This is a genomic window from Longimicrobiaceae bacterium (genome assembly GCA_035696245.1).
GTDB lineage: Bacteria > Gemmatimonadota > Gemmatimonadetes > Longimicrobiales > Longimicrobiaceae > DASRQW01.
On sequence record DASRQW010000461.1, the window covers coordinates 1 to 5,202 of the forward strand.

The following is a 5,202-nucleotide window of genomic DNA, read 5'->3' on the forward strand; positions in this document are numbered from 1 at the left end:
ACTCGAACGAGGTGACCACGCCGAAGTTGCCGCCGCCGCCGCGCACGGCCCAGAACAGGTCCGAGTGGTCGCGCGAGTGGGCACGCAGCAGCTCGCCCGTGGCCGTCACCACGTCTACCGAGACCAGGTTGTCGACCGTCATCCCCAGGCTGCGGGTGAGCCAGCCGAAGCCGCCGCCCAGGGTAAGGCCCGCCACGCCGGTGGTGGAGTTGATGCCCAGCGGCGTGGCCAGCCCGAACGCCTGCGCCTCGCGGTCGAAGTCGGCCAGCGTGCAGCCGGGCTCCACGCGCGCCAGCCGGTGCCGCGGGTCGATGCGCACCGCGCGCATGGGCGACAGGTCGATCACCAGCCCGCCGTCGCACACGGCCTTGCCGGCGATGTTGTGGCCACCGCCGCGCACCGCCACCTGCACGCCGTGCTCCTGCGCGTACGCCACGCACGCGCGCACGTCGGCCGCGCCGCGGCACCGGGCGATGAGCGCGGGGCGGCGGTCGATCATGCCGTTCCACACGGCGCGCGCCGCGTCGTACTCGGGGTGCGACGGGCCCAGCAGGTCGCCGCGCAGGCGGGCGCGCAGCTCGTCGGCGCCGGGCGGCTCGGGTCCGGTCGCGCCGGGGATCACCACCCCCGTCAGGTCGATTCCCGCCGCGGTGGCGGCGGCCGTCTCTTCTATCGGCATCGTGTTTCCCTCTCCGTCCGGTGAGTACGTGTGCCCGCGATCCGCCCCTCGCGGGCGGATGGCGGCGTGGCGCGCGGCCCCGGCGGCGAGCGCGCGCGGGTCACGGGAGATGAGCTGCGGACGGTCGATGCGATGCGCACGGCACCTGATCGGGAGGGATGACGGCCGATGCGAAACGATGCCGGCGGCCGCCTCCGCGCGTGTCCCGGAGAGCGGCCGCCGCGCACGCCGGACGGCCCCCGGCGTACGTTTCGTACGATAGTGCGGCATCGCCCGCGAAGTCCAGCAAACCTTTGTGGCTACGCTGTTTAGTCGCGAAATGGAAGGGGCCGGACACGGGAGATGCACGGCATCGTCACGACGTGCGACGAGGCTCCGTCGCAGCGCCGGCGGACGGGCGCGCGCGCTCACTCCACCGGCTGCCCCGCGCGGCCGTCCGCGATGGGCTCGCCCGCCCACGCGGTGCGGATGCGGGAGGCGTCGGCGCCACCGGCGGCAACCGTGATGAACGCCGCTTTCTCCATCAGCCCCGTCTCCAGGATCTCCACCCGCCAGCGCGGATCGTCTTCGAAGACGGAGAGATGGCGCGGGTTGAGGTAGATGATGCGCGCGCGGGCCGGGTCGGCGTTCGTCTCCAGCAACCGCCCGGCGAAGGCGGCCACCGTGTCTGCTCCGAACGGGTTGTACAGGTAGAAGAGCGTCCCGTCCGCCGGGAGATGCTGGACGGCGTCGCCGCCCACGACGCGAGCTGTGGCGCGGCGGCGGAGGCGGCGCGCGGCGCGCTCGGCGACGGGCTCCACCAGCTCCAGGCCGACGACGCGGTTCCGCGGGTGCCTGCCCAGCCAGAAGTTCAGCACGCGCCCCTTGCCGCAGCCCACGTCCACCAGCACGTCGCGGGGGTGCACGGACAGGCGCGGGTCGCGGAAGAGGCGGGCGAGCGTGTCGTAGTGCGTGCTCTGCACCTGCACGGCGCCGCGGTCCGCGAACGGGTTCGGCACGCTCCCGCCGCACCACCCGCCCCAGCGGAGGTCGCGCGCCAGCTCCACGACGGGCCGCACGCCCATCCACTCCTCGCGCGCCCGGAACGCCCAGCGCTGCACCCGCGTCCGCGGCCGCGCCGCGTGCTTCAGGCGCACCAGCGCCGCCGCGATCCGCCAGCCCGCATCTCTAGTCTCCGCCACCTCTACCTCCTCTCCGGCCCGCGATCCCACACCATCCCAATCCGCATATCCGCCGAAGCGCCGCCGATCCGCGCATCGCCTGTCCCGCCTCGACGCCATCTACACGTCGAGCACCATCGATCGACATCGCCCACCGTTTTTCATCGGTAGATCGACATCCACCGATCCGCCCGGCCGGACCCCATCCCTCGCCTCCCGGCAGCAGGAAGAGCGATGAGCGCTGCTGCATCTACCGACAAACCGCGGTGGCCGTTGATCCGGGGCGGACGAGCCAAAGCGTATGCAGAGAGGCGGATGCCATGAATCGCACCCCTATGCGTCGGGAGATTCCCGGGTCTTCCGGCCCCCTTGGCGGAACGGGTGCGAGGGTGACCGGAGGCAATGCTCCAGTCACCCTGTCCGGCCATCGGCGACGGCCGGGAATCGCTACTTCTGCAAGCTCAGCTTTCGCCGGCCCTGCGGGCGGGGCCGCGGCGGGTGGGGCGGAGGATGTGGAGCGGGCGCGCGCCGGCCGGGCTGTCGCCCGTGACGATGCGCACCTCGGGCGGGGGGCCGTCCACGCGCGGCTGGATCTCGTCCAGCAGCCGCTCGGCGCGCGAGGCCACGGCGGTGGGAGCGCGGCTCTCGGCGGCGACGCGGGCCAGCAGCGTGGCTGCGAACGCCAGCCCCTCGGCGCGCATGAGCGTCTCGGCCACGGTCACCAGCGTTTCCCACGAGCCCTGCCGCGCCAGGCTGTCGTGCTCCTGCCCGGAAAGCTCCAGCAGCAGCGTGACCGCCTCGCGCAGGTCGCCCACCTCGCCGCGGGCGGCGGCGGCGTCGCGCAGGGCGCCGGCCAGAACGTGCGTGTCCGGCCCGTTGCGGGCGGCGTCCACGGCCTCGATCGCGTGGCGCCGCGCTTCGGGCACGCGCCCGGCCCGCGCCTCTGCCACGGCCAGGGCGCCCTGGCAGAACACCTGCTCGCCCAGGTCGCCCGCGCGCACGGCGGCGGCGAGGGCGGCGCCCAGGTCGTCGCGCGCCTCGGCCACGCGGCCGCCGTGCAGCAGGCTGGCGCCCCGCAGCGCGCGGAGGCGCTGGGCCAGGCGGTCGCGGCACGGGTCCGGCCCGTCGCCGCCGCACACCCAGTCCAGCGCCAGGCCGAACGATGCGGCGGCCTCGGCCCAGCAGCCGCGGGCGGCGCACAGGGCGAAGAGGGCGGGGGCGGCGCGGTCCAGCTCCTCGCGCCGCCCGTCCATGGCCGCCGTGCGCCAGGCCAGGCGCAGGTGCGGCACCTCGGGCACCAGCAGCGCCACGGCGCCCGCGGCCTCGGCCGGGTCGCGCAGGCGCTGCAGCGAGGCGGCGAGCAGCCCCAGGTAGTGCGACACCAGCTCGGCCTGCGCCTCGCCGCGCTCGCGGGGAAAGTCGTCCAGCTTGGCGGCGGCGGCTTCGCGCACGGGGGCGTGCAGCGCGAAGCGGTCGTCGCCGGTGCGGGCCAGCAGCCCGCGCCGCTCCAGCTCCTCCAGCGCGTCCCGGTCCGCCCCCGCGACGGCCAGCGCCGCGTCGGAGCCGAACGCGCCCGGCAGCAGCGACGCGCGCCGCACGGTGGACCGCAGGGGCGCCGGCATCAGCCGCCAGGCCAGCTCCAGCACCGCGCGGAACACGCGGCGCTCGGGGGCGGCGGCGGGATGGTAGATGTCGATGCCGTCCAGGTTGGTCTCCAGCTCGTGCAGCAGGTCGCGGCAGCGCGTGGGGCCCAGCTGCGCCGCCGCCATCTCCGTCGCCAGCGGGTGGCCCTGGAGAAGCTGGCAGATGCGCGCCACCACGGCGTCCTCCGCATCTCCCGCCGCCGTCCGCCCGCCGGACGACGCGCGCTCCACGAAGAGCTGCACGGCGGCAGAGGTGCCCATGCGCTCGGCGTCGGACCACTTGGGCACGCGCAGCGCCTCCACCTCCATCATCCACTCGCCCGGCCGGTGCAGCCGGTCGCGCGAGGTGGCCAGGACGCGCGCCTCCGGGGCGGCGTCGACCACGGCGGCGGCCAGGTCGGCGCCCACGGCCGAGCCGTCCACGCCGTCCAGCACCAGCAGCACGCGCTTGCGGCGCAGGTGCCGCAGCAGCGACACGCGCAGGTCTCCCCCGCCCGCGGGTGCGTCGCCCAGCGCGTCGGCGAGCTGCGCGTCCGCCTCAGCCGCGCTGGCGACGCCGCGCAAGGAGACGAAGACGGCGCCGTCGGCGAAGAGCTCGGCGGCCTCGTGCGCGGCCTCGATGGCGAGGCGCGTCTTGCCGCATCCCGCGGGGCCGCAAAGGGTGAGCAGCCGCGCATCCCTCAGCGTCCGCACCACCTCGCGCACCGTGGGGTCGCGGCCCAGCAGCGGCATGCCCACGCGCGGGAAGCCGCGCATCTCCCCCAGCCCGCTCCCGGCGCGCGGCGGCGGCGGAAGGGCGTCGCGGTAGCCCTCGGCCAGCGTCCACTCGTCGCCGTGCGCCGCCAGCAGGTGCCGGTCCACCAGGTGCACGACGGTGCGGCGGACGGAGCCGGGCAGGCCGCCGGTGCGCTCGCGCAGCCACTCCAGGAACCCCTCGGGCGCCTCCCAGCGCAGCAGGGTTCGCAGCCACACCCGCACGCCCTCGGGCGTGAGCGGGCGCAGGTCCAGCCGCTCGCGCAGGCCGATGTCCGGCGGCGACAGGTCCGGCCCGTCGTCGTCCGCCGCGTAGGCGAGGGCCACGGGGGCGCCGCGGCGGGGGCCGGCGAGGAGCGCGCGCAGGGCGGCCGCCGTGGGACGGTCCAGCTCCGCCGTGTCGTCGGCGCAGATGAGCAGGCCGGGGCCGCGGGTGACGTGCAGCGCGCGGCGGACGAGCGTGGCGGCCTCCACCGGCCCGGCGACGGACGGCGGGATCGCGTCCGGATCCTCCAGCGCGGCCCGCAGCGCGCCGTACGGCTCCGCCCGCAGCTCGGGGCGCCCGCGGACGCAGAGCACGCGCAGGCCGCGCAGCTCGCCCAGGGCGCGCGCCTCGGCCAGCATGCGCGTCCGCCCGCTGCCCGGCGCGCCGGCCACGCGAACCACGCCGCGGCGGGCCAGCGGCATCGCGTCAAGGAAGCGGTTCAGGCGGTCGACCTCGTGCACGCGCTCCACCAGCCGCTCGTCCTGCTGAAAGAGCGCCTGGGCCGCGCTGGCCGCGTCTGCCGCGACCACCTGGCCGCGGCCGGCGCGCTTGGCCTCGTACATCCGCCCGTCCGCCCGCTCGAACAGCGACTCGGCCGTGGTGCCGTCGTCCGGGAAGGTGGCGACGCCCACCGACACGCTCAGCGACAGCGGCGGCGTGCCCTGCAGCGGGGTCCCCGCGACCTCGGCCAGCAGGCGCTGG

Annotated in this window: 3 protein-coding genes; all 3 read right to left on the reverse strand. The window is 76.3% G+C overall.

Features of this window, described 5'->3' with window-relative positions; all coding sequences use genetic code 11:
* A partial coding sequence (locus VFE05_20840) for an FAD-dependent oxidoreductase (GenBank protein HET6232535.1) occupies positions 1–679 on the reverse strand: 679 nt, incomplete at its 3' end.
* Between the two features lie 407 nt (positions 680–1,086).
* Positions 1,087–1,860, reverse strand: a complete 774-nt coding sequence (locus VFE05_20845) for a methyltransferase domain-containing protein (protein ID HET6232536.1) — start codon at positions 1,858–1,860, stop codon at positions 1,087–1,089.
* 440 nt (positions 1,861–2,300) lie between these two features.
* Positions 2,301–5,202: AAA family ATPase (locus tag VFE05_20850; GenBank protein HET6232537.1), on the reverse strand; the 2,902-nt coding region annotated here is incomplete at its 5' end.